A 23,605-nucleotide genomic window follows, 5' to 3' on the forward strand; every position below is an offset into this window, starting at 1 on the left:
CCTGTCCGTCCGCCAACAAAAAGACCTGCGGCACCCGTTCGGGGCCGCAGGTCGTGGTTCGTCCGGAGGACCGGCGGGTCAGGCGATGGCGCGCTTGGCCTTCGCCTTCGGCTTGATGACCGCATCGACGGGGAATTCGATATCGACGCCGAGCGTCGAGACGCCTTCGCCCCGCTCCAGCTTGATCTGCACCTTGTCGCGCTCGACCGTGACGTGCTTGGCGATCACGTTCAGGATCTCTTCGCGCAACGTGATGATCAGGTCGGGCCGCCCGTTCTCCACGCGCTCGTGCGCGAGGATGAGCTGAAGGCGTTCGCGGGCGACCGAACCGGAGCCGCGCGGCTTGAGGAAGGTCAGGACACTCATGCGGCCCTCCGTGTGAACAGCTTGTTGATCAGGGATTTACGGTCGGAAGGGATCGCCATCGGCACGGTCTCGCCCTTCAGGCGACGCACGGCATCGATGTAGGCGCGCGAGGGCGCGCAGAGCGGGTTGTTGAGCGTCACCGGGCAGCCGACATTCGAGGCGCGCAGCACTTCGAGGCTCTCCGGGATGATGGCCAGCAGCGGGATCGAGAGGATCTCGAGCACGTCGTCGACCTTGAGCATGTCGCCACGGTCGGCGCGGGCCGGGTCGAAGCGGGTCAGGATCAGGTGCTTCTCGATCGTGTCGCCGCGCTCGGCGCGGACGGTCTTGGAGTCGAGCAGGCCGATGATCCGGTCCGAGTCGCGCACCGAGGAGACCTCGGGGTTCGTCACCACCACGGCCACATCGGCGTGGCGCATGGCGAGCTGGGCGCCGCGCTCGATGCCGGCGGGGCTGTCGCAGACGATCCAGTCGAACTTCTCGCGAAGCTCGCCCATCACCCGCTCGACGCCTTCGTCGGTGAGCGCGTCCTTGTCGCGGGTCTGCGAGGCCGGCAGCAGGGAGAGGTTCTCGAGGCGCTTGTCGCGGATCAGCGCCTGCGGCAGCTTGGCGTCGCCGTTGGTGACGTTGATCAGGTCGTAGACCACGCGGCGCTCGGCGCCCATGATCAGGTCGAGGTTGCGCAGGCCGACGTCGAAATCGACCACGCAGACCTTCTCGCCGGCCTGCGCCAGCGCCGCACCGAGCGCTGCCGTCGTGGTCGTCTTGCCGACGCCGCCCTTACCGGACGTGACACAAAGAACCTTGGCCATTCTCGTTTCCCCTTAACCCAAGGCTGCAATTTTGATCGCGCCGCCGTCGGACCAGATCTGGACCGCTTGACCGCGCAGGTGAGTGCCCATGTCCTCGGCCGTGCGGACGAGGCGGTCGATGCCGAGAAGCTCGGGCTCGAACTTGCGGCAGTAGATGCGTGCGCGAGGGTTGCGGGCGGCGCCCGCGATGGCCCGCCCGCGCAGGGCGCCGTAGACGTGGATGGAGCCGCCCGCGAGGATCTCGGCGCCCGAGGACACCGAGCCCATCACGGTCACGTCCCCCTCGCGGTGGACGATGCTTTGGCCCGAACGCACCGAGCCCTCGATGGTGAGGGACGACACGCCCGGCTTCTCTTCCTCGAACGCCGGCGCCTCGAAGACGTCGCCGGCGGGGCGGCCGCCGACGAGCCGCGGCGGCAAGAGCGAGGGCAGCGGGGCCTCCGCACCCTCGATGCCGAGGATACGGAGCTTCCGGGCCGACAGCTCGGCGATCAGGGACTCCAACTCGGACGGCGCGGCTTTGAGGCCGGCGACGTCGAGGATCACGGCCCTGTCGTCGAACAGCTTGGCCGATCGCTTCAGGGCTGCGTCCAGGAGGACGAGCCATTCGGCGAGGGGGGCTTCCGGCGCCAATGAGACGGCGCGGAACACGCGGCCTCGCAGGGGCAGAGAGGGGCGGGTGGGAGCGGGGCTGGTCACGGGCGTTGACGTTTCCTTACCGACACGCCCATTGACCGCCGGGATGGTTACCGGGGAGTTAATTTTTACCCGCACCGGGCAAGAATTGCCGGGCAGGATTTTTCCGGTCCTCCCCCGCCGCCCGGAATAGCATCGTCGGGCCAGTGGTTTGGCCGAAATATACCGGGTGGAAACAATCCTTAAGCCGGCCTGTGCCCGTGGGATCGCCGGATCCTGTGATCGGCGCGAATCAAGCCGACGGTCCCAGCTTCGCTACGATGGCACGCGATTTTTGGTGCAACCCCGGATTAACGGGGCCTTAGGCGCGCCGTGACCATCATTTGTTTAAGCGCCGCCCCCGTGCAGCGCATTTGACCCCGCGGATCAGCGCAATGCGTGCCATCGCCAACCTCTCCATTATCGCCAAGCTCGTCGTCGTCTTCGCGCTCGTCATCCTCGCCGTTTGCGGCTCCACCTTTGTCAGTTGGCGTAGCCTCGGCACGATCGAGGAAACCAACCGCTGGCGCGACCACACCTACCAAGTCCTCCTGGATCTCGACCGGCTGACGGCCAGCATGGTGGATCGGGAGACGGGCCTGCGCGGCTACCTCGTCTCGGCCGACCCCGCCTTCCTCGAACCGTTCCACGCCGGAACCCAGCACTATGCCGAGGCGCTGGGGCGTCTGCGCAGGCTCGTCTCCGACAACGCCGAGCAGCTTCGCCGGCTCGACGCCCTCGATACGGCCGCGGGCCAGTGGAGCCGCGATGTCGCCGAGCGCGAGATCGCGCTGATGCGCGACGAGGCGACCCGGGAGCAGGCGCGCCGGATCGAGGCATCCGGTGCCGGCAAGAGCGCCATGGACACGGTGCGCAAGGTCGCCGGCACGATCGCCGACACCGAGCGGGCCCTGCTGGAAACGCGCACCCGGATCGCGGAGGAGGCCGCGACGGCGTCTCGCTTCGCCGTCGGCGCGGGCCTCGCGGCGCTGCTGATCGTCGCCGGCCTCGGCATCCTGCTGCTCAACGGCTTCGTCGCCCGCCCCATTCGCCGCATGACCGGGCTGATGAGCCGCCTCGCGGAGGGTGATGCGAGCGTCGAGATTCCCTTCCGTGAGCGCCGTGAGGAGGTTGGCGCGATGGCGAACGCGGTTCAGGTGTTCAAGGACAACCTGATCCGCACCCGCGCCCTGGAGGAGGAAACCGCCCTGGCGCGGGCCGGTGCCGAGGCGCAGCGCAAGGCGGCGATGCGCGACATGGCCGACAACTTCGAGCGCGCGGTGAGCGGCATCGTCGGCACCGTCTCCGCGGCCGCCATCGAGTTGCAGGCGACCGCGCGGAGCATGGCCGGCACCGCCTCGCAGACGGCCGACCAATCGAACGCCGCCGCTGCCGCCGCGGAAGAGGCCGCCACCAATGTCGGCACGGTCGCCGCGGCGGCCGAGGAGCTTGGCGCCTCGGTGCAGGAGATCGCCCGGCAGGTTACCGGCTCGACCACGCTGGCGCAGAAGGCCGTTGTCGAGGCCGAGGGCACCGCGCAGCTCGTGCAGGATCTCAGCGTCGCCGCCGCGCGGATCGGCGACGTGGTGGGCCTGATCTCCACCATCGCCGGCCAGACCAACCTGCTCGCGCTCAACGCCACCATCGAGGCGGCGCGCGCGGGCGAAGCGGGCCGTGGCTTCGCCGTGGTTGCCGCCGAGGTCAAGGAACTCGCCAACCAGACTGCGCGCGCCACCGACGAGATTTCGGGGCAGATCGGGCAGGTCCAGTCCATCACAGGGCAGGCGGTCACGGCCATCAGCGATATCGCGGCCCGCATCCGCGAGATCGACGGGCTGGCCGGCTCAATCGCCGCGGCGGTGGAGGAGCAGGGCGCGGCGACCCAGGAGATCGTGCGCAACGTCTCCGAGGCGTCCGCCGGCACCGGTGCGGTGACGGGCAACGTCGCGAGCGTCGCGGTGGCGGCCGAGGAGACCGGGGCGGCCGCGAACAAAGTCCTGACGTCCGCCTCCGAGCTGTCGCAGCAATCCGAGCGGCTTGACGGCCAGGTCCGCCACTTCCTCGAGACGGTGCGGGCCGCCTGAGGCGAGCCGGGAACCCCATCGCCCCGGCTGACCGGAGTGATGGGGTGCCAAGGTCCCCGTTCGTGAGGGACGCCGCATGAAAAAGGCCCCGATGCGTTCGCCGCATCGGGGCCTTTTCGTTTTGGAGGATGAAGCGGGGCTGTTAGCCCGTCAGCGCTTCCTTCGAGCGCTCGAAGCGCTTGCGCTCGTTCGGGTCGAGGTGGATCTTGCGCAGGCGGATCGACTTCGGCGTGACTTCCATCAGCTCGTCGTCCTGAATCCAGGCCAGCGACTTCTCCAGCGTCATCCGGATCGGCGGCGTCAGGCGCACGGCCTCGTCCTTCGAGGTGGTGCGGATGTTGGTGAGCTTCTTGCCCTTGAGCACGTTCACCTCGAGGTCGTTCTCGCGGTTGTGCTCGCCGACGATCATGCCCTGATAGACCTTGGCGCCGGGCTCGATCATCATCGGGCCGCGGTCTTCGAGGTTCCACATGGCGTAGGCCACGGCCTCACCCTTGTCGTTCGAGATCAGCACGCCGTTGCGGCGGCCGGCGATCTCGCCCTTGTAGGCCTCGTAGGCCTTGAACAGGCGGTTCATGATCGCGGTGCCGCGGGTGTCGGTCATCAGCTCGCCCTGGTAGCCGATGAGGCCGCGGGTCGGAGCGTGAAAGACGAGCCGGAGACGGTTGCCGCCCGAGGGCCGCATCTCGATCATCTCGGCCTTGCGCTCGGACATCTTCTGCACGACGACGCCCGAATACTCCTCGTCGACGTCGATCACGACCTCTTCGACCGGCTCCAGGATCTCGCCGGCCTCGTCCTTCTCCAACACGACGCGCGGACGCGACACGGCAATCTCAAAGCCCTCGCGGCGCATGGTCTCGATCAGGATCGAGAGTTGCAGCTCGCCGCGGCCGGAGACGTAGAACGAGTCCTTGTCGGCGGCTTCCTCGATCTTGAGCGTGACGTTGCCCTCGGCCTCCTTGAACAGGCGGTCGCGGATCATGCGGCTCGTGACCTTGTCGCCCTCGGTGCCGGCCAGCGGCGAATCGTTGACGATGAAGGACATGGTGACGGTCGGCGGGTCGATCGGCTGGGCCTGGATCGGCTCGTTGACGGCCGGATCGCAGAAGGTATCCGCCACGGTGCCCTTGAGCAGACCGGCGATGGAGACGATGTCGCCCGCCTCGCCGATATCGATCGGCGCGCGCTCCAGGCCGCGGAAGGCCAGGATCTTCGAGACGCGACCGGTCTCCACGACCTTGCCGTCGCGCGAGAGCACCTTGATCGACTGGTTCGGCTTCACCGTGCCCGAGGCGATGCGCCCGGTGATGATGCGGCCGAGGAAGGGGTTGGCTTCGAGCAGGGTGCCGAGCATCCGGAACGGACCGTCCTCGACGCGGGCCTGCGGCACGTGCTTGAGCACGAGATCGAACAGCGGCGCGAGGCCGACATCCGGCGAGGCGTCCGGCGAATCGGCCATCCAGCCGTTGCGGCCCGAACCGTAGAGGATCGGGAAGTCGAGCTGCTCGTCGGTGGCGTCGAGCGCCGCGAACAGGTCGAACACCTCGTTCACGACCTCGTTGATGCGCGCATCCGGACGATCGACCTTGTTGATGGCCACGATCGGGCGAAGGCCGATCTTGAGCGCCTTGCCGACCACGAACTTGGTCTGCGGCATCGGGCCCTCGGCGGCGTCGACCAGCACGATCACGCCGTCGACCATCGAGAGGATACGCTCGACCTCACCGCCGAAATCGGCGTGGCCGGGGGTGTCGACGATGTTGACGCGGGTATCCTGCCAGACGACCGAGGTCGCCTTGGCCAGGATCGTGATGCCACGCTCCTTCTCGAGGTCGTTGGAGTCCATCGCCCGCTCCTCGACCCGCTGGTTTTCGCGGAAGGTGCCAGACTGCTGAAGCAGCTTGTCGACCAGCGTCGTCTTGCCATGGTCGACGTGGGCGATGATGGCGATGTTGCGCAGCTTCATCGGAGATCTCGAGCCGTTCGGAAACTTGGAGCCCGGCCATAAAGCGCCGTGTCGCGGGCCGTGTTTCGACGGTCGTGACGCCAGGGTACGGATTCGGGCGGTATCGCGTCGCAATATAAGGTGTCGCCCGATCCGGCAAGTGCGCGCGGCGCCGGGCGGTCGCGGGAGCCATGCCTTCACTCCGTGGCAAGGCCGACCGAGGCATGACGCGTGTTCGATCGTGCCTTGATGTCGGACCTCTGTGGGCGTGGTCGGCCTGGATGACGGCGTGCCGGCGTTTCCACCCCGGTAGGCCTTGCGGGACGGTGATCGAAGATGCCGCGTTGGCGATGGTTGATGGCGCAGGTCGTGCGGCGCCTCTGGGTGCGCGCCACGCTGATCGGCGCGGCGGGGGTGCTGGCGGCGCTGCTGGCGGCGGTGGCCGAGCGCTATCTGCCCTGGACGGTGCCGGGCGCGATCAGCACCGATGCGCTCGACAGCATCCTGACCGTCATCGCCTCCAGCATGCTGTCCGTCACCACCTTCTCGCTGAACGTCATGGTGTCGTCCTACGGCTCGGCCACGAGCAACGTCACGCCCCGTGCGACCAAGCTCCTCATCGAGGACCGGGTGACTCAGACCGTCCTCTCGACCTTTCTGGGGTCCTTCCTCTTCGGCATCGTCGGCCTCGTCGTCTCGAAGACTGGGGCCTACGGCGAGAGCGGGCGCACCATCCTCTTCGTCGTCACCATCGCGGTGATCGTTCTGATCGTCGTCGCGCTGCTGCGCTGGATCGATCATCTGACGCGCCTCGGCCGCGTGGGGGAGACGACCGACCGGGTCGAGACGGCGGCGCGCACCGCGATCGAAGCGCGGCTGCGCGACCCCTATCTCGGGGGCAGGCCGCTGCGCGATTCCGACCGTCGGATTCCGGCGGGCGCCGCGGCGGTGACGGTGGATGCGATCGGCTACGTTCAGCACATCGACATGGCGGCCCTGTCCAAGATCGGCGAGGCGCACGACATCGAGATCTTCGTCGCGGCGACGCCCGGACGGTTCGTCCACCCGGAGACGCCGGTGGCCTGGATCGGCCGGCCGAAGGCCGGGGAGGACCGGGACACGCTGCGCCGGACCGTCGGCGAGGCGTTCTTGGTCGGGAACGAGCGTGCCTTCGACCAGGACCCGCGTTTCGGCCTCGCGGTGATGAGCGAGATCGGTTCGCGCGCCCTGTCGCCCGCGACCAATGATCCCGGCACCGCGATCGACGTGATCGGCCGCTCGACCCGCCTCGTCAGCCTCTGGGTGCGCGGCACGACCGCTCCGGACGAGGGCCAGCCGAAACATCCGCGCATCCATGTCCCGCCGCTCGACACCGCCGACATGTTCGAGGACGCCTTCATGCTGATGGCCCGCGACGGCGCGGGGCTGATCGAGGTCCAACTGCGCATCCAGAAGGCGCTGCTGGCCCTGAGCCGCATCGGTGGGGAGGCATCCCGGGCTGCCGCGCTGCATCAGTCGCGCATGGCCCTGGAACGCGCCGAGCTCGCGCTCACGCTCGAGGCCGACAAGATCCGGCTGCGCATGGCGGCCGGCGCCGTCGAGGCCGCCGATGCGAGCCCGGCCTGAGGGCGGCGCTCGCCCCGGCCTGGCGCCGTCGAGGCGTTTGCTGTTGAGGACGCCGCACCCCCGCGCGGCGCGGCGCGCGATCTGCCATAAGCTGTCGGGCATGATCCACACGCTGCGACGTTGCCCGTGACCGACCGTCCCCCGATCCGCTTCCGCGGCCGCTCCTTCCTGGCGATGGTGCTGGCCCCCGTGCCGCCGATCGATCAGTGGCTCGCCGAACTCGACGCGCTCAAGCGGCGCGCGCCCGCCTTCTTCTCGGTGCGGGCGATCATCCTCGACGTGACCGGGCTGCGCTTCGAGCGCTCGGACCTCGCCCATCTCTGCGAGGAATTGAACCAGCGCTCCATCACCATCCTCGGCATCGAGGGGATCGGGCCGACCTCGCTCGGGCCCGGCTTCCCGCCGCCGCTGGTGGGGGGCAAGCCGGTCGAGGACATCGCCCCCCCCGAACCCGGCGCCGCCGAGGCGCCTACGGCGGACCACCCGTCCGCCCCGGCTTTGGTGGCGTCCGCGGCTCCGACCCGGACACGCTCCTTCGTGCTCGACGCGCCGGTGCGCTCGGGGCAGGTGATCCAGCATCTCGACGGCGACGTGACCGTGATGGGTTCGGTCGCCTCGGGGGCGGAGGTGATCGCGGGGGGCTCGATCCACATCTACGGCGCCCTGCGCGGCCGGGCGATCGCGGGGGCGGTGGGTGATCCGGGCGCCCGCATCCTCACCCGTAAGTTCGAGCCGGAACTCGTCGCCATCGACGGTCTTTACAAGACCGCCGACGATCTCGGCGGCGCCCGCTGGGGCCAGTCGGTCCAGGCGCGGCTGGAAGGCGACGCCATCGTCCTCGTGCCGCTCGACTGACGCCCCGTTTTCGGCACGCGCCCGCCGGCTGCGGCCGTCCATCACAAAGGCGTGCGGATGGCGGGCATCCGCCGCCTCGACGGCCTAGGTGGCGGAAATCCGCCGCCCGTCGTTCGGTCGTGATCGGGGAGATCCCAAGGAAGCCTTTTTCGAACAAGGGATTACACGAAGGTTAGCGCTTTCTGCATGGCTGGCATGCACTCTGCAAAGAGGACCGGACCATTCGCACCGGCCGCAGAGCCGGGCCATCCGGGAGAAGCCCCTTGCTCGAACGCCTCCGTCTCACGCGTCGCGGCCTTGCCATGCTCGCCGCCGCGACCGCCGCATCGCTCGCCCCGCTTCCGCTCTCCGCCCAGGAAGTGGTGCGCGTCGGCAACCTCAAGCTCGCCCACTTCGCCGGCGTCTCCTACGTCAAGGAGATCGCCAAGACCTGCGGCCTGACCGTCGATCTCAAGATCTTCGCCAAGGGGCCCGACATCATGCAGGCGATGCTCGCCGGCGAACTCGATGTCGGCGCCACCGCCTCGGAAGCCGCGATCTCGGCCCGCGGCAACGGCGCACAAGTCTTCATCGTTGGCGGCTTCGCCAAGGGCGGCGCCCGCCTGCTGGCGACGCCGGAATCCGGCATCAAGTCGGCGGCCGATCTCAAGGGGAAGAAGGTCGGCGTCACCCGCGGCTCGATCCAGGAGGTGCTGCTCGGCGCCGAGATGGCCAAGCACGGCCTCAAGGCGCGTGACGTCAACCTGATCTATCTCGGCTATCCGGATCTCAACCAGGCGCTGCTGCAGAAGCAGGTCGATGCGATCATGCAGACCGAGCCGCAATCGGCCCAGGCCATCGCCCGCGGCTTCGGCGTCGAGGTGATCAAGCCCTACGACACTCCGGTCGGCTCGCCGATCCGCACGCTGGTGATGACGGAGAAGTTCTACGGCGAGAAGAAGCCGGTCGCAGCCAAGTTCATGGAGTGCTTCGTGAAGGCGCAAAAGACCTTCATGGACGATCCGAAGGCCGCCGAGACCTTCGTCACGCAGGACGTGTTCAAGGGTCAGGTCACCGCGGCGGAGTTCCAGGAGGCGCTCGCCAACTCGCCCTACACCCTGGAGATGAGCGCCGACCACATCCAGCGGACCACCGACGTCATGGCCGAGCACGGCATCGGCAAGATGTCGAAGCCCGCCAAGGCGGTCGACTGGGTGAAGCTCGACCTGCTGGAGGCCGCCAAAGCCTCCGCCGGCACGAACTGAGGAGGGCTTCCCGTGAACGCCTTACGTCTCAAACCCCTGGCCGAGGGGATGGCGGTTCCCGTCGCCATCCTCGTGATCTGGCAGCTCGCCTGCACGGCCGGGCTCGTCAACCCGATGGTGCTGCCCTCGCCCGCCGCGGTGGCGGTGCGTTGGTGGGCCTATCTCGCGCCGCTCGAAGCCTATGATCCCGAGCACGGGTCGTGGTTTGCGTGGCTCTTCTCCGGCGAGATGCTGCACGACGCGATGGCCTCGCTCTACCGCGTCGTCGTCGGCTTCGCCGTCGGCGCAGGGCTTGCCCTGCCGCTCGGCCTGTTCATGGGCTCCAGCGACCTGATCTACCGCCACATCAATCCGTTGATGCAGGTGCTGCGGCCAATCCCGCCGATCGCCTACATTCCGCTCTCGATCCTGTGGTTCGGCCTCGGCAACGCGCCCGCCGTGTTCCTGATCGCCATCGGCGCCTTCTTCCCCGTGCTGATGAACACCATCGCGGGCGTGCGGCATGTGGACGGGATCTATATCCGCGCCGCCCGCAGCCTCGGCGCCAGCCGGATGACGATCTTCCGGCGGGTCATCCTGCCGGCCGCCACCCCTTACATCCTGTCGGGGGCGCGGATCGGCATCGGCACCGCCTTCATCGTGGTGATCGTGGCCGAGATGATCGCGGTCAATAACGGCCTCGGCTTCCGCATCTTGGAGGCGCGCGAATATTTCTGGTCCGACAAGATCATCGCCGGAATGCTGACCATCGGCGCGCTCGGCCTCGTCATCGACATGGCGGTGAGCCGCCTGAACAATCACCTGCTCCGCTGGCATCGCGGCCTGGAATCGTGAGGTCTCCCATGTCCGCGCAACTGCATCCTATCGAATCCGTCACTCAGGACGCCGTCCCGGTCGCACCTCCGGTGACCTCCGCCGCCCCATCCCAGGCCTCGCCGCACATCGTGGTCTCGGGCGTGGACAAGATCTTCCCCGTCCCCGGCGGCGAGGTCGTCGCCCTCAAGGACATCGATTTCACCATCAACCGCGGTGAGTTCGTCTGCCTGCTCGGTCCGTCCGGCTGCGGGAAGTCGACGCTGCTCAACGCCATCGCCGGCTTCTCGCACCCGACCCGCGGCGGCATCGACGTCGAGGGCCGCACGGTCGCCGCGCCCGGTCCCGACCGGGGCATGGTGTTCCAGGAATACGCCCTGTTCCCCTGGATGACGGTGGCGCAGAACATCGCCTTCGGTCTGGAGATCAAGGGCATGTCCCGCGGCGCGATCCAGGCGCGGGTGGCCGAACTCCTCGACATGCTCAAGCTCGCCGAGTTCCGCGACCGCTTCCCCAAGGACCTGTCCGGCGGCATGCGCCAGCGCGTGGCGATCGCCCGCGTGCTGGCGCTGGACAGCCCGGTGATGCTCATGGACGAGCCGTTCGGCGCACTCGACGCCTTGACCCGCCGCTCGCTGCAAGACGAGCTGCTGCGGATCTGGGCGGCGACGGGCAAGACCATCGTGTTCGTCACGCACTCGATCGAAGAATCGATCTATCTCGCCGACCGCATCGTCGTGCTGACCTACCGTCCCGGCACGATCAAGCGCGACCTGCGGGTCGAGCTGCCGCGCCCGCGCGACAGCGCCTCGGCCGCCTTCAACGCCCTGAAGCGCGACCTCTCCGCCCTCGTCACCGCCGAGCAGCACCGGTTCGAGCAGGTGGAGTTGAAGGGGCTGACGACGGATTGAGGATCGCCGCCACGGCTTTCTTCGGCCCGCGGCGCTCCCATGCTAGGTTCTCATATCGTTTCCGGATCATCACTTCGGAGATCGCGGATCCCCTCTCCCCGCCGCGCGGGGAGAGGGCTCGGCCGACCCTGTCGTCGGCTGAGCGAGCCGGTAGGCGAGGGTGAGGGGGCTTCGACGGATGAGCCCCTTCCGTACAAGCCCCCTCACCACCGCTCCGGCTCTCGCCTCCGCTTCCCGCAGGCACGGCAGGGTGCCTGCGGGCCTCTCCCCGCACAGCAGGGAGAGGGGGGAGCTGCGGCGCCCGTCCGATCAACCGGACATCGCATCTGATCGCTCACCGGATACGATGGCGGTGACGAAAGCCTCCTCCGGACCATGAGAGTGATGCCCATCCCCCGCGCCACTGCCGCGCGTGTCCTCATCCTCGCCGCCCTCGCGGTCGCGGCCGTCTTCGCCGTGCTCAAGGCGGGGGAGGTGACGGAGGCCCGCGTGGCGGAAAGCCTCGCGGGTGACGCGCGCCAGCGGGCGGAGATCTACGCCCAGAGCCTGGAGGGCGCCATCGAGCGGTTCGGGTTTCTGCCGGCCGCCGCCGCCCTCGATCCGCGGGTGCAATCGTTGCTCGCCGCCCCCGACGATCCGGCGCAGGTCGCCACCGTCAACGCCTATCTCCAACGGCTGAGCCGCGAGGCGGGGGCGGGTGTCGTCTACCTGCTGATCCCGTCCGGCCTGACCATCGCCGCCTCGAACTGGGATACGCCCCAGACCTATGTCGGCCAGGACTTCTCCTATCGTCCCTACTTCACGGAAGCGCGCGGCGGGCGCACCGGACGTTTCTACGCGATCGGGACGCTGACCGGCGTGCCCGGCTATTTCATCAGCGCCCCCGTCGTCATCGACGGCACGGTGCGCGGCGTGGTCGCGACCAAGGTCAGCCTCGACCCGCTGGAGACGATCTGGCGCGAAGGCACTGACCGCGTGCTGGTGGCCGACGAGAACGGCATCGTCTTCCTCGCCTCCGATCCGGCTCTCAAGTTCCGGGCGACGAAGCCGCTCGACGCCGCCGCCCGCGCCGGCATGGAGCGGACGCGCCAGTACGGGCGCGACGATTATGCCCCGATCGATCTCGGCCGGACGGAGACCGTCGGCGGCGTGCCCCTGGTCAGCCGGTCGGAGGCCGCGCCGCAGACCCCCGCGCTGTTCGAGGAGGCCAGCCTGCCGGCCTATGGCTGGACGCTGCTGCTCTTCGCCGACGCCGCGCCGGTGGCCATCGCCGGGCGCAGCGCCCGGGTCGGCGCGATCCTGGCGCTGGTCGTGCTCGGCCTGATCGGCCTCTACGGGCGCCAGCACCTGCGGCGGGTGCGCGAGAACCGCGCGGCGCAGCGGGCGCTGGAGGCTGCGGTCGCGGCCCGGACCGCCGATCTCAGCGCGGCCAACCTCAAGCTCGCGGGTGAGATCGAGGAGCGGACCCGCGCCGAGGGCGACCTGCGCGAGGCGCAAGGGGAGCTGGTCCAGGCGGCGAAGATGGCGACCCTCGGCCAGATGGCGGCAGGCATCACCCACGAACTCAACCAGCCGCTCGCCGCCATGCGGGGCTTGGCCGACAACGCCTCCGCCTTCCTGCGCCAGGGCCGGGAGGCGGAGGCCGCCGCCAACCTGACCCGGATCGTCTCCCTGGTGGACCGGCTCGGCAAGATCACCGGACAGTTGCGCAGCTTCTCCCGACGCTCGGGGACGGAGCGGGTCGCGGTCGATGTCGGCGTGGCGGTCTCGGAAAGCCTCGCCATCCTGTCCTCCCGCATCCGCGACGCGGGGGCACGGGTGACGACCGATCTCGACCCAGCGGCGCGATGGGTGGTGTTCGAGCCGATCCGCCTGTCGCAGGTGCTGGTCAACCTCGTCGGCAACGCCCTCGATGCCGTGAAGGGGCGCCCCGGTGCGGAGGTCGCGGTGCGCGCCTGGGCCGGGGAGGGGCAGGTCGTGCTGAGCGTCGAGGATAACGGGCCGGGCCTCGACGCGGCGGCGCTGGCGCGCCTCTTCGAGCCGTTCTTCACCACCAAGCCGGCAGGGGAGGGGCTCGGCCTCGGCCTGCCGATCTCGCTCGCCATCGCCCGCGAATTCGGGGCGAACCTCCAGCCCCGGCCGATGCCCGGCGGCGGTCTCGCCTTCGACCTCGTGATGGAGGTGGCCAAGGAAGCGATCAAGCAGGACGCAATCAAGGAGGCCGCGGACATGCCCCCGCCGGAGAGGATGCGCCATGTTTCCTGAGGCCGAGCCAGCCGCGGCGCGGGTCGTGCTGATCGACGACGAGGAGATGGTTCGGCTCGCCATGGAGCAGGCGCTGCAGCTCGCCGGCATCGCGGTCGAGGCTTTTTCCAGCGCCGAGGCGGCGCTGCCGGCCATCGGGCGCGGCTTTTCCGGCATCGTCGTGAGCGACGTGCGTCTTCCGGGCCGCGACGGGCTCGAACTCCTCGCCGACATCCGCCGCCGCGACCCCGAATTGCCGGTGGTGCTCGTCACCGGCCACGGCGACATCGCCATGGCGGTCGCCGCCATGCGTGAGGGCGCCTACCACTTCATCGAGAAGCCGTTCGTCAACGATGCCTTCGTCGAGGTGGTCCGCCGCGCCCTGGAGAAGCGGGCGCTGGTGATGGAGAATCGCCGCCTGCGCGATGCCCTCGATCGCGGCGACGCGCCGGGCAGTGCGGTGGAGCGTTGCCTCGTCGGCCAGTCGCCGGCCCTGCGGCGGCTGCGCGACGACATCGCCTCGCTCAGTTCGGCCGCCGCCGACGTGCTGGTGCTCGGCGAGACCGGGGCGGGCAAGGAGCAGGTCGCTCGCGCCCTGCACGAGGGCGGCGCGCGCGCGGCGAAACCCTTCGTGGCGATCAATTGCGGCGCCATCCCCGAGAGCATGTTCGAGAGCGAGATGTTCGGCCACGAGGCCGGCGCCTTCACCGGGGCGGGCAAGCGCCGCATCGGCAAGGTCGAGCACGCGAGCGGCGGCACGCTGTTCCTCGACGAGGTCGAGAGCATGCCGCTGGCGCTCCAAGTGAAGCTGCTGCGCGTGCTGCAGGAGCGGCGCGTGGAACGGCTCGGCTCCAATACCAGCGTGCCGGTGGATCTGCGGGTGGTGGCGGCCACGAAGGAGGATCTCGACGCGCTCTCAGAGGCGGGCCGCTTCCGCCGCGACCTGTTCTTCCGCCTCAACGTGGTGACGCTGACCCTGCCCCCCTTGCGCGAGCGTCGCGAGGACATCCCGCTCCTGTTCGAGCGCTTTCTCGTCCAGGCGGCGGTGAAGTACCAGCGCCCGGTGATCGAGGTGCCGCCGTCCTTGCGCCGCTCGCTGATGCTCGCCGACTGGCCGGGCAACGTGCGCGAACTCAAGAACGCCGCCGAGCGCTACGTCCTCGGCTTCCTCAGCCCGGACCTCGCCGGCGGCCCCGGCGCGGCGCCGAGCCTCGACGCCCTGCTCGATCGGGTGGAGCGACTCGTGATCGAGGACGCGCTCAAGGCCTCCGGCCAGCGCATCGCCGAGGCCGCGCGGACGCTCGGCCTGCCGCGCAAGACGCTCTCCGACCGCATGCGGCGTCTCGGCTTGAGCGCGGGCGACTGATGTCCTTCGAATACGAGAACGAGCCCATGACGCACGACACCGGCTGGCCGCCGCTCATCCTCGCCAACGCCCCCAACGGCGCCACCCGCAGCAAGGCCGACCATCCGGCCCTGCCGATCACGGAAAGCGAGATCGCCCGCACCGCTGCCGAGATCGCGGAAGCGGGTGCCGCCCTGATCCACGTCCATGTCCGCGACGCGCAAGGCCGCCACCTCCTCGACGCGCAGGCCTATCGCGCGGTCACCGCCGCGATCCGCGCCGAGGTCGGGGATCGCCTCGTCGTCCAGATCACCTCGGAGGCTGCCGGGCGCTACGAAGCCCCGGAGCAGATGGCGGTGGTGCGCGCGACCCGCCCCGAGGCGGTGTCGCTGGCTTTGCGCGAGATCGTGCCCGATGCCGGGGCCGAGACGGCGGCGGCCGCGTTCTTCACCTGGGCGCGGCGCGAGCGCGTCCTCCTCCAGATCATTCTCTACGAACCGGCCGAGGTCGCCCGCTACGCCGATCTCAAAAGCCGCGGCGTGCTCGGCGAGGGCGGGGATTTCCCGCTCTTCGTGCTGGGCCGCTACACGCCCGGACAGGTCTCGCGACCTGCCGACCTGCTGCCCTTCCTCGCCGCTTCGGGGAAGGGGGTGCCGCTCTGGTCGATCTGCGCCTTCGGCCCGCGAGAGAATGCCTGCGCCCTCGTCGCGGCGGGCCTCGGCGGGCATGTGCGCGTCGGCTTCGAGAACAGCCTGCTCGCGCCCGACGGCCACCCGGCCGAGAGCAATGCCGCCCAGATCCGCCGCGCTGCGGAGGGTACCCGCCTGCTCGGGCGCCCGCTGGCCGATGCCGACACCGCGCGGGCGCTGATGGCCTGACCCGCACCGGGCCTCTCCGGAGGCCCGATCCGGCGCTGACGCCGGGCCGGTTCGCATCGGCGACATTTTGCGGCCCGGTTCGTGAGGCTGTGCTTGATACCGGGCCGGCATCTACTTCGGCGGTGGCGCTCCCAACCGGCTTCAAATGTGGATTTGTGCGGAGACGATTTTTAATCCCTCTTTTTTTGATGGCATGCAGATATTTTTAGTCTGTTGTTTTTGAATTAAACTTGTAACAAGTCTCGATGTTTATCAATTGATCAGCTGAAGCTCGGCTTCTCCCCCCTGGGTCGGCCCTCCATGAAGGTGGCTCAACGAGCAAAGCGTGCCGAGTCGAGGACGGCGGTTCAGGCGCGAGTTCCGGGGGAATCGACTTGAAATTCGGACAGAAAGTGCGCCGCGCCGCACAGGTCGTCACGTCTGTTTGCGTAGCGGGCGCATGCCTGGCTGGGGCGTCTTCCTCGGCCCTGGCCCGCTCCGCCGCCTTGCCCGGCATCACCGTCGGCCTTCCGACGGGCTGGCAGGTTCCGGAGGGCGTCCAGATGGCCCTCACGACGAGCTTCGCCGAGCGCAGCACGCAGCCGCGGGACAACCAGGGCAACAACAACCTCGTCGTCTTCCTCTGGGCGACGCCCTGGAAGGTGCTGGGCGGACAGTTGCGGTTTCTTCAGTCGTTTCCGTTCAACGCGGCCAGCCCGCAAGGCGGTCCGTGGCAGGCAGGCCTCTATCAACCGCTGACGACCGCCCAGATCGCCTGGAAGATCAACGACAACCTCGGCGTCAGCTACTTCCTCGGTGGCTTCTGGCCCAGCGACACGCTCCTGGCACTCCGGTCGGCCTCGATCGCGCAGCGCTTCGCGATCAGCTATGTCGGCGATGGCTGGAACGTGACGGCCAACCTCCATTACGGCACGATGCTGGCAGAGAATTCGCCGACCAACGTGCACTATTCCGACTACCTCAACCTCGACCTGACCGCGACCAAGCGGTTCGGCAAATGGTCGTTCGGCGCCGTCGCCTTCGGCTCGACCGACCTGCCGACGAACCGGCGGGGCTACCGGCCCGGCGGGCAGGTCGCCATGGGCCCGCTCGTCGCCTACGCGTTCGACAAGTTCACGGTCCAATCCTTCGTCACCCGCGACATCGCCCAGCGTAACCTCGGCGGCGAGGAGACGCGCGCCTGGCTGCGCTTCCTCGTGCCGCTCTGGCGGCCGGATAAGGGGGAACAGGTTCCGAACCGCGTCCTCGTTCGGCGCAACAGCGCCGCGGGGCCGGCGATTGCCGGCCAGTGACGATCCGGCCCGCCTCAGGCGGGCCGGACACCATTCAGCTTGAGGTTCTGGCGTGGCCGCTTTCCGAGAGCGGCCGCGCCGGCGCCGTGTGATGGGAGCGCAGGCGGAAGCCGAGGATCAGCAGCATCACGCCGAAGGCCACCGCGTAGGCGCCGAGCCACCACGTCAGCACCAAAGCCGACATGCCGGGATTGATCAGGAGCGCGATCCCGAACAGCACCGAGACGGCGCCGCCGAGGCCGAGCCACCAGCGCCCGTAATGCGGATGGAGGCGGAAGGCCGCCGCGATCATCAGCCCGCCCGAGAGCAGTGCCCAAGCGGCCACGAGAAGCACGAAGGCCCAGACGGCGGCGGCCGGCACCAGAAACGCCGCGACGCCGACCACGATGTCGAGCAGACCCTCGAGCAGCAGGAAGCCCCAGCGTTCGTGTTGCCGTGCCGCTCGCACCGCCGCGGCGATGCCGAAGAAGCCGTCGACCAGCATGTAGGCCGCGAAGAACAGCACCAGCGAGAGCACGAAGGCCCCCGGCGCCACGAAGGCGATCGCTCCGAACAGGATGGCCAGCGCCCCGCGCAGGGCCACGAGCCACCAGTTACGGGCCAGGACGGCGCTCATCGCGTCGAGGCGGTCCGATCCGGTCGGCGGCAAGCCGGGCGGATGGGTTGCACCGGATGTCTCGGACGTTCCAGCCATCTCACGCTCCTCCGGCAAGGTTGGGCACAGTCGGGCAAGGTCGGCGATGGCGGCGCAGCGGCCGGATCGGGCCGGGCACACGCGTCCCATCGGTTGTGCAACGCAACTTAGAGCTGCCTGTTCCCCGCTTCGTGATAGAGGGACGGAGCATGAAGCCAATTCGCAAGTGTCCGTACTCAGGGCCATCGGATCGTTTGCGGCCGATGTGCGTATCCGAGCCGCTTCGGTGGAGGCGATAGCGGCGATCTTGCCGCTCGAGCCGCCGCTTGGTCGATCCTGAATTCGCGGGCCCCGGCATCAAGATTGGATGCGGGAAGCGACATCTGCGGGTGTCTCGGATTCTGCGCCAGGAACCTTTCATGGCGTTTCCAGTGATCCCTTGCGCAATCGAAGGGGCTGCCGTGTCTCGGTTCGAGCGACGCGGCGTGCCCCCCTGAATGCCCCCGCGGGAACCGCCCGCTCTCATGCAGGCATGGCGACGGTCCGAGCCACACCGATGGCTTCGCGGAATCGCCCGAAGATGGCAGAACCGTCCGGCGGAAGCTTAGGCTTCTCTGCGAAGGCCGGGACGGGGATGCCGGACCCCGACGGTGCGAAAGGACGCGACATGACGGTGTCGAACGACGACGAGTTGGCGGGGCTGAAGCAGATCGGTCGCATCGTGGCCGATACGCTGGCCGCGATGGGCCGGGCGATCGAACCGGGCATGACCACGCGCGAGCTCGATGACGTCGGGCGGGCCTTCTTGGAGGCGGCTGGCGCGCGCTCGGCACCGGAGGCGGTCTATGCCTTTCCCGGCGCGACCTGCATCAGCGTCAACGAGGAAATCGCCCACGGCATCCCCGGCGAGCGCCGGATCGCGCCGGGGGACTTGGTCAATATCGACGTCTCGGCGGAGCGGGACGGCTACTTTGCCGATACGGGCGCGTCCTTCGCCGTGCCGCCGGTGACGCGCGCGGTCGAACGGCTGTGCAAGGACGGACGCCGGGCGATGTGGGCGGGCCTGCGTCAGGTCGGCGCCGGCAAGCCGCTCTCGGGGATAGGCCGGGCGGTGGGCACCTTCGCGCACAAGAACGGCTACACGCTGGTGCGCAACCTCGCGAGCCACGGCGTGGGCCTGTCGCTGCACGAGGAGCCGACCGAGATCGCGACTTGGCCCGATCCGTCCGAGCGCCGGATCATGCGCGACGGCATGGTCTTGACCGTCGAGCCGTTCCTATCGCTGGGCGCGGATTTCGCCGAGGACGGCGACGATCCCTGGACCCTCTACAGCCGGCCGCGCGCCCTCACAGTCCAGTACGAGCACACCGCCGTCGCCACGCGCAACGGTCCGCTGATCCTCACCATGCCGGGGGCGTAGCGCAAGAGAGCGTCGCCAGAGCGTCGACCTGGATGTCAGGTCGAGGACGCCGCTCTCCGTTTTTGATTCCGCATCGTCCCGAAAGCCGGCAGCCACCTTTCGGGACGAGGCTCGTCACTCAGCCCGCATTCGCGTCGAGCCAGCGCTCAGCGCCCGAGAGGTCGTAGCCGTGGCGGGCGCCGTAGGCTGCCACCTCATCCCGGCCCAGGCGTCCGGCGAGCACTTCGCCGATCACCCAGAGCGTCAGCGAGCGCGTTCCGCTGCGGCAATGGGCGACGACCGGGCCCGGCGCCGCCTCGACCGCCGCGTGGAAGCGCTCCACCGCCTCGCGGGTGAGGGTGGGGCCGGTCACCGGCAGATCGAGGTAGCGCAGGCCCGCCGCCTCCGCCGCCGCGCGCTCGGCCGACGCGCCGGGCTGACTCGGCTCCTCGCCATCGGGACGGTTGTTGATGAGAAGATGCACGCCCTCGGCCCCGAGCGCCTCGATCTCCCCGAGGCTCGGCTGGCCGGCCACGGAGAGCTTGGAATCGATGGTTGTCCGCTTCATGCCGCCCACCCGTATCGCCGTCTGAGCTCCGGGCGTAGCCTGCACCGTTTGCCGCAACAAGGCGCTGCGCGCGATCAAGGCGGCGCACGTGACGCGGGCCCCGGCGGGAGAGCCGTGCGGCTTCCCGTCCGTTTCCCTGGCGCCCGGCACGACCGGGCCATTGAACGGAGACACGCGGTGGTGGGGCGGCGCGCCCGTCGCTGGCGCGACGCGGATCCCGAGACGCACGGACCGAAGCCGGCGGCCACGCCGGTCTGCCCGCTCTGCGAGCGGCCGATTCCGGCCCATGCGCGCCAGAGCCTGCATCACCTCACGCCGAAGATGAAGGGCGGCGCCCACGGCGCGACCGTTCGGCTCCATCAGATCTGCCACTCGGCGATCCATGCCCGCTACAGCGAGGCCGAGATCGCCCGGCGGCTCGCCGAGGTCGAGGCGCTGCGCGCCGATCCCGAGATCGCCCGCTTCCTCGACTGGGTGCGCGGCAAGCCCGACGATTTCCACGCCCCCACGCGCAAGACCCGCGACCGGCGCGGCGACGGGGGCGTGCGGCGGTAGGGCGAGACCCGGTCGGCCGAGCGGGCATCGCGGGCTCCGACGCTCCGGCGGGGTGCCCGAGTGATCTCGCGAGTAATCTCGGATGAGCCGTGCGTGTCGCCCTATGCCGCCTCGTGCGCCTGCGCCAATTCCGTGTCGAGCCCGGCGATGGCGCGTTCCAGCGCCGCGAAGCAGTCCGGATCGAAGGCGGTGCCGACATCGCCGCGCATGATCGCCAGCGCCTTCTCCACGGGCATGGCCTTCCGGTAAGGCCGGTCGGCGGTCAGGGCGTCGAACACGTCGGCGACCGAGACGATCCGTGTCTCGGGCGCGATCGCCTCGCCCTTCAGCCCGCGGGGATAGCCCCTTCCGTCGAGCCGCTCGTGATGGCCGCCCCCGATCCGGGCGATCTCGTGGAAGGCGGCCACCCGTGTCAGGATCGTCTCCGACATCGAGGCGTGGTTGCGCATGTCCTGCCACTCGGCCTCGTCCAGCTTGCCGTTCTTGTCGAGGATCGCGTTCGAGACCCCGAGCTTGCCGACATCGTGCAGCAGCGCGGCCCGCTTCAGCCAGCGTCGGCGCTCCGGCGTGTAGCCGAGTTCGGCCGCGACCATGTCGGCATAGACCGCGACGCGCTCCGAATGGCCCGAGGTGAACGGGCTCTTGGCATCGATGATCTGCGCGAAGGCGCGGGCGATGTCATCGAGGTAGTCTTCGTCCACCACGATCGGGCTGCGGGGCGCCAGCGCGAACACCGCCGCCTCGACTCCGTCGGAGGCCAGGGTCTCCCAGAAGCCGGGGGCGGCCGCGGCCGCCTCGAAGCAAGCCACGATCTGCGGATCGAACCACGTGCCGGCGCGGGCTCGCACCTCGGCCAGGGCCGCCGCGCGGCCGGCGGAGGCGTGGAAGACATCGACCACTTGGGCGAGCAGCGCCACGCGGGCATAGAGCGGGATCGCGGGGCCGGAGAGCCGATCAGGCCGGCCGCCGCCGTTCCAGTGCTCGTCGAGGGCGTGGATGGCTTCGCAGACGCTGGCCGGGAAGCGTAACTGCCGGGCGATCTCGGCGCCGCGCTGACACCGGGTCTGGATCAGTTCGTCGACGATCGTACCCCCGTTCTGCAGGATGTTGAGCACCGCCCGGAAACGGTCGGCTAAGCCGGCCTTGAGGCCCGTATGCGAGAAGACGAAGCCCAGAACCTTCGGCAGGCTGTCGCTGACCGTCTTGAAGTCGCGTTTGAAGCTCAGATCGTCCGACAGGTAGAGTTCACAGATGCGCGCGGCATTGCTGGAGCAGCCGAGATCCTTCAGCATCACGGTGTGGTAGAGTTCCCAGAGCTGCAGCTCGGGCAGGCCCATCTGCCGGCCGATATGGAAGCCGATCCAGGTCGCGCGCACGCAATGCCCGACGGGTTGGCCCTCCGTCAGATCGAGGGCGTGGCTCAGGGCGCCGAGAATCTCCGAAAGTTGGACGGTCTGCTCCCCCTCGCTGCCCGACACGATGTGCATGACTTCCCCCCACCCGTCCTCTTGCTCTTCGGCCCGAACACTGCTTGCAGAGCCTGATGAAAGCGTTGCGCCGCGACGGCGACCCGGCCGGATGGTGAACGGACTCTGCGTGTTACTGCATCCGCAGGTTTGCCGGGGGCGAATACGGCGTTTCAGCCGAGGGCGTGGCAACCTGTGGGAAATGTCCGGCCGTGTTGCTGCGGTATTAACCGCATGGCGAGATCGCCGGGCCGTGATCGCGGGCGCTTAACGCTTCGGCGCCACCATTGCGGCTCGATCCCGCCCGCACCAGGTCCGTCCGCCATGACCGCAGCGCCCTCCATAGCGTCCACCGCGGCCACCCGCCCCCTCCGCCCGCTTCCCGAAGAGGCCGCCCGGCTCGCCTGGGTCGATGTCGCCAAGGGCCTTTGCATCATTCTCGTCGTGATGATGCACTCGACGCTCGGCACCGGCGAGGCCCTGGGCGGCGAGGGCTTCCTGCATACGGTCGTCGAATTCGCCAAACCGTTCCGGATCCCCGACTTCTTCCTGCTCTCGGGGCTCTTCCTCGGCCGGGTGATCGACCGCGACTGGCGGTTGTTCGCGGACCGGCGCGTGGTCCACTTCGCCTATTTCTACGGGCTGTGGGTGGTGATCCAGTCGCTGTTCAAGGCCGGCTCGATCGTCGGCGGAGCGGACGGGAGCGCGGAGAAACTCGCTGCCTTCGGCCTGCACCTCGCGGAGGCGCTGGTGGTGCCCTACTCGACGCTGTGGTTCGTCTACCTGCTCGCGGTGTTCTCGGTGGTGACGAAGCTGCTCCACCGCCGGGTGCCGCCGGCCGTGCTGCTGGTCGCGGCGGCTGTGCTGCAGATCCTGCCGACGAGCGGCCTGCCGGAGCTCTTGGACGAGTTCTGCGAGCGCTACGTCTACTTCCTGGGCGGCTACCTCTTCGCCGAGTGGATCTTCCGCTTCGCCGATCGGGTGCGCGAGCGGGCCGGCCTCGCGCTCGCGGGTCTCGCCCTCTGGGCCGTGCTGGAGGCCGTGTTCGTGTTCACGCCGACGGGAATCGAGGCGTTGCCGACGCTCGCGCGCCTGCCGGTGGTCAGCCTCGGGCTCGGCACGGTCGGCGCGCTCGCCATCGTCGCCTTTGCCGGGCTGATGACCCGTGCGGGCGGCCCCGTCACCGCGGCGCTGCGCGCCTGCGGCGAGCGTTCGATCGTGATCTATCTCGGCTTCTTCCTGCCGATGGCGCTCACCCGCACCCTGATCGCCCGGTTCAATGAAGCCCAGCCCGATCTCGCCCTCGATGTCGGGCTCGCGAGCCTCGTCGTCACTGTGGCGGCGGTGACGGTGCCGCTCGCCTTCGAGCGGCTGGTACGCGGCACCCGCCTGGATTTCCTGTTCCGGCGCCCGGCCGCCTTCCACATCGCACCGGCACCGGCTGCGCCGGCACGCCTGCGGCCGGCGGCGGCCCCGCGCGAGGCATGAGCGGACGACCGTCGGCGGAACCATCCTGCCCCGCTCGCCGGTTTGCCCCCTTTGGGCCGCTTCTTCGTGCGGGCGCGATCGGGAGGACAGGGGCATGGTGCAGGAAGGGTCCGACGTCGGACATGCGGTGAGCGGCGATCCCGCCCAGGTGGTTCTCGACGCCCCGCGGGACCGCGCCTACTGGGCGCGCCGGTTCGAGGTGCCGGCGGAGCAGGTGCAGGCGGCGGTCGAGGCGGTGGGCTCCGATGCCGCCCGGGTCGCCGCCCATCTCGGCAAGCCCTGGCCCTACGAGAAGAGCGGCATCGTGTGAGACCGCAAAGGGCGGGGCGATCCCCGGCCCAGTGAAAGCCTCGTCCTGGATGCTCGTTTCAGGACGAGGCTTCGGGCTCCCGCGCCCGCCTC

The 23,605-nt window shown here is 69.3% G+C and carries 21 protein-coding genes; 14 read left to right on the forward strand and 7 right to left on the reverse strand.

Annotated features, from left to right (window positions below):
* Positions 1 to 78 precede the first annotated feature (78 nt).
* Genes minE through minC (M2437_RS01920) form a run of 3 tightly spaced genes read right to left on the reverse strand, consistent with a single transcriptional unit; the run spans position 79 to position 1,829 of the window.
* Positions 79 to 366 carry a cell division topological specificity factor MinE gene (gene minE, locus M2437_RS01910; protein ID WP_003602598.1) on the reverse strand — a complete coding sequence of 96 codons (288 nt, stop codon included), beginning with the start codon at positions 364 to 366 and terminating at the stop codon, positions 79 to 81.
* Positions 363 to 1,178: a septum site-determining protein MinD gene (minD, locus tag M2437_RS01915; RefSeq protein ID WP_003602600.1), complete on the reverse strand. Its 816-nt coding sequence runs from the start codon at positions 1,176 to 1,178 to the stop codon at positions 363 to 365. The genes minE and minD overlap by 4 nt, the downstream gene beginning before the upstream one ends.
* 12 nt (positions 1,179 to 1,190) lie before the next feature.
* On the reverse strand, positions 1,191 to 1,829 hold the full coding sequence (gene minC / locus M2437_RS01920) for a septum site-determining protein MinC (RefSeq protein WP_003602601.1): 639 nt from the start codon (positions 1,827 to 1,829) through the stop codon (positions 1,191 to 1,193).
* A 419-nt stretch (positions 1,830 to 2,248) separates the two neighbouring features.
* Here minC (M2437_RS01920) and M2437_RS01925 point away from each other — a divergent pair, with 419 nt between their 5' ends.
* A complete protein-coding gene (locus M2437_RS01925) occupies positions 2,249 to 3,937 on the forward strand; it encodes a methyl-accepting chemotaxis protein (RefSeq protein WP_012752302.1) in 1,689 nt (562 codons plus the stop codon).
* 142 nt (positions 3,938 to 4,079) lie between these two features.
* On the opposite strand, the gene typA is transcribed toward M2437_RS01925, so the two are convergent.
* Positions 4,080 to 5,906 (reverse strand): translational GTPase TypA, encoded by a 1,827-nt coding sequence (gene typA / locus M2437_RS01930; protein WP_003602604.1) that lies wholly within the window; start codon positions 5,904 to 5,906, stop codon positions 4,080 to 4,082.
* A 336-nt stretch (positions 5,907 to 6,242) separates the two neighbouring features.
* On the opposite strand from typA, the gene M2437_RS01935 reads away from it, so the two are divergent.
* The 9 genes from M2437_RS01935 to M2437_RS01975 all read left to right on the forward strand — a co-directional run bounded on the left by M2437_RS01935 (position 6,243) and on the right by M2437_RS01975 (position 17,093).
* The gene (locus M2437_RS01935) at positions 6,243 to 7,511 is read left to right on the forward strand and encodes a DUF2254 domain-containing protein (RefSeq protein WP_003602606.1); all 1,269 of its coding nucleotides are present in this window, start codon (positions 6,243 to 6,245) and stop codon (positions 7,509 to 7,511) included.
* Between the two features lie 126 nt (positions 7,512 to 7,637).
* The gene (gene minC, locus M2437_RS01940; RefSeq protein WP_003602615.1) at positions 7,638 to 8,366 is read left to right on the forward strand and encodes a septum site-determining protein MinC; all 729 of its coding nucleotides are present in this window, start codon (positions 7,638 to 7,640) and stop codon (positions 8,364 to 8,366) included.
* Positions 8,367 to 8,629: 263 nt separating this feature from the next.
* A complete protein-coding gene (locus M2437_RS01945) occupies positions 8,630 to 9,610 on the forward strand; it encodes an ABC transporter substrate-binding protein (protein WP_012752301.1) in 981 nt (326 codons plus the stop codon).
* Positions 9,611 to 9,622: 12 nt separating this feature from the next.
* Positions 9,623 to 10,444 carry an ABC transporter permease gene (locus M2437_RS01950; protein ID WP_003602620.1) on the forward strand — a complete coding sequence of 274 codons (822 nt, stop codon included), beginning with the start codon at positions 9,623 to 9,625 and terminating at the stop codon, positions 10,442 to 10,444.
* A gap of 8 nt (positions 10,445 to 10,452) precedes the next feature.
* Complete coding sequence (locus M2437_RS01955) at positions 10,453 to 11,334, forward strand: ABC transporter ATP-binding protein (protein WP_003602621.1); 882 nt, start codon at positions 10,453 to 10,455, stop codon at positions 11,332 to 11,334.
* Positions 11,335 to 11,718: 384 nt separating this feature from the next.
* Positions 11,719 to 13,599: a sensor histidine kinase gene (locus M2437_RS01960; RefSeq protein WP_012752299.1), complete on the forward strand. Its 1,881-nt coding sequence runs from the start codon at positions 11,719 to 11,721 to the stop codon at positions 13,597 to 13,599.
* The gene (locus M2437_RS01965) at positions 13,589 to 14,944 is read left to right on the forward strand and encodes a sigma-54-dependent transcriptional regulator (protein WP_003600433.1); all 1,356 of its coding nucleotides are present in this window, start codon (positions 13,589 to 13,591) and stop codon (positions 14,942 to 14,944) included. The genes M2437_RS01960 and M2437_RS01965 overlap by 11 nt, the downstream gene beginning before the upstream one ends.
* On the forward strand, positions 14,944 to 15,801 hold the full coding sequence (locus tag M2437_RS01970) for a beta-keto acid cleavage family enzyme (RefSeq protein ID WP_012752298.1): 858 nt from the start codon (positions 14,944 to 14,946) through the stop codon (positions 15,799 to 15,801). The genes M2437_RS01965 and M2437_RS01970 overlap by 1 nt, the downstream gene beginning before the upstream one ends.
* Positions 15,802 to 16,175: 374 nt before the next feature.
* The gene (locus M2437_RS01975) at positions 16,176 to 17,093 is read left to right on the forward strand and encodes a transporter (protein WP_015950169.1); all 918 of its coding nucleotides are present in this window, start codon (positions 16,176 to 16,178) and stop codon (positions 17,091 to 17,093) included.
* A 34-nt stretch (positions 17,094 to 17,127) separates the two neighbouring features.
* Here M2437_RS01975 and M2437_RS01980 read toward each other — a convergent pair whose 3' ends face one another.
* Entirely contained in the window at positions 17,128 to 17,787 is a 660-nt protein-coding gene (locus M2437_RS01980) for an HdeD family acid-resistance protein (protein ID WP_003600429.1), read from the reverse strand.
* A 607-nt stretch (positions 17,788 to 18,394) separates the two neighbouring features.
* Here M2437_RS01980 and map point away from each other — a divergent pair.
* Positions 18,395 to 19,147: a type I methionyl aminopeptidase gene (map, locus tag M2437_RS01985; protein ID WP_012752296.1), complete on the forward strand. Its 753-nt coding sequence runs from the start codon at positions 18,395 to 18,397 to the stop codon at positions 19,145 to 19,147.
* A 118-nt stretch (positions 19,148 to 19,265) separates the two neighbouring features.
* Here map and M2437_RS01990 read toward each other — a convergent pair whose 3' ends face one another.
* On the reverse strand, positions 19,266 to 19,694 hold the full coding sequence (locus M2437_RS01990) for a protein tyrosine phosphatase family protein (protein ID WP_003600427.1): 429 nt from the start codon (positions 19,692 to 19,694) through the stop codon (positions 19,266 to 19,268).
* A gap of 177 nt (positions 19,695 to 19,871) precedes the next feature.
* Between M2437_RS01990 and M2437_RS01995 the strand changes: the two genes are divergently transcribed.
* Positions 19,872 to 20,249 carry a restriction endonuclease gene (locus M2437_RS01995; protein WP_003600426.1) on the forward strand — a complete coding sequence of 126 codons (378 nt, stop codon included), beginning with the start codon at positions 19,872 to 19,874 and terminating at the stop codon, positions 20,247 to 20,249.
* 101 nt (positions 20,250 to 20,350) lie between these two features.
* On the opposite strand, the gene M2437_RS02000 is transcribed toward M2437_RS01995, so the two are convergent.
* A complete protein-coding gene (locus M2437_RS02000; protein ID WP_003600425.1) occupies positions 20,351 to 21,736 on the reverse strand; it encodes an HD-GYP domain-containing protein in 1,386 nt (461 codons plus the stop codon).
* A gap of 303 nt (positions 21,737 to 22,039) precedes the next feature.
* Between M2437_RS02000 and M2437_RS02005 the strand changes: the two genes are divergently transcribed.
* Both M2437_RS02005 and M2437_RS02010 read left to right on the forward strand, forming a co-directional pair.
* Positions 22,040 to 23,203 (forward strand): acyltransferase family protein, encoded by a 1,164-nt coding sequence (locus M2437_RS02005; RefSeq protein ID WP_003600424.1) that lies wholly within the window; start codon positions 22,040 to 22,042, stop codon positions 23,201 to 23,203.
* 94 nt (positions 23,204 to 23,297) lie between these two features.
* A complete protein-coding gene (locus M2437_RS02010; protein ID WP_003600423.1) occupies positions 23,298 to 23,513 on the forward strand; it encodes a DUF3606 domain-containing protein in 216 nt (71 codons plus the stop codon).
* Positions 23,514 to 23,605: the final 92 nt, after the last annotated feature.

It is taken from the genome of Methylorubrum pseudosasae (assembly GCF_029504475.1).
In the GTDB taxonomy this organism is placed as follows: Bacteria; Pseudomonadota; Alphaproteobacteria; order Rhizobiales; family Beijerinckiaceae; genus Methylobacterium; species Methylobacterium extorquens.